Source organism: Lysobacter sp. N42 (genome assembly GCF_004344885.1).
Genome location: NZ_SKFB01000118.1, coordinates 1 through 1,068 on the forward strand (window position 1 = coordinate 1; position 1,068 = coordinate 1,068).

At 76.3% G+C, this 1,068-nt stretch carries 1 protein-coding gene; it reads right to left on the reverse strand.

The genetic code is table 11. The features are described 5' to 3' along the window. Positions 1-240 precede the first annotated feature (240 nt). Positions 241-885, reverse strand: coding sequence for a thiol:disulfide interchange protein DsbA/DsbL (locus EYQ95_RS26195; RefSeq protein ID WP_132332168.1), 645 nt, complete (start codon positions 883-885; stop codon positions 241-243). Positions 886-1,068: the final 183 nt, after the last annotated feature.

Genomic DNA, 1,068 nt, shown 5'->3' on the forward strand with positions numbered 1-1,068 from the left:
CGGCCGGCGCGGCGGCCGGAGCGGGGCTGGCGGGGGCCGGGGCGGCGGCATCGGCCGGCGCCTGCGAGGCGTTGTTGCAGGCACTCAGGGCGAGCAGGCCGGCGAGCAGCAGGCCGCCACGGAACAGGGCCGGACGCAGGGTCATGCAGGGTCTCCTGGAAACGAAGGGCCGGGGCTGCCGGCCAGGGGACGGCCAAGCATAGGCCCGGCCGGATTGAAGCCAGAGTGTAGGCAGCGCGGTCAGCGACGGCGCGCGGCCAGCTCGCGCTCGACCAGCCAGCGCGCGATGCGCAGCGTGTCCTGGGGCGAGTCGCCGCCTACGCGCCACTTGCCGGCGACCACCAGCGTGGGGGTGTGGTCCACGCCGGCGGCGATGATCCAGTCCCGGGCCCGCGCCAGGCGCGCGTCGACCGAGGCATCGCCGTAGGCCGCCACGAAGCGCGCCGGCGGCACGCCGTAGGCCGCGTAGAAACCGGCGATTTCCTCGGCCGTCGGGCGGCTCGTCGGCAGGCTGCGTTCCTCGTGCAGCGCGCGGAACATGGCCGCGTGGCTGCGCTCGGCCACGCCCAGCGACTGCGCGGCCAGGTAGGCGCGCGCGTAGGGGATCCAGTGCCCGCCGAATGCCGCCGGCACGGCGACGAAGCGCGCGCCCTTGGGCAGGGTCCGCTTCCAGGCCTCGATCAGCGGCTCGAAGCGCGCGCAGGCGGGGCAGGTGTAGCCGAAGACCTCGGCCACCTCGACGGTGCCGGCGGGCGCCGCGTAGGGCTTGCCGCCCTCGATGGCGACGAAGTCCACGCCCTCCACCGGCGTGGCGTCGCGGGCCGACGCCGAAAGCGCGGCGAGCGCCAGGAGCAGGGTGGCGAAAACGCGGAAGGCTCGATTCATGCGGTCGATCCGGGTCGTGGAAACGAAGACGCCGACCGTGCGGGGCACGGCCGGCGTCGAACGCCGTGCGCGGTGATCGACCGCGCGGGGCCGGCGAAGTTCAGCCCTGCTGCGGCGCGGTGGTGACGGCCGGCTGCTCCGCGGCCGGGGCCGCCGGCTCCGAGGCCGGGGCGGCCGGCGCCG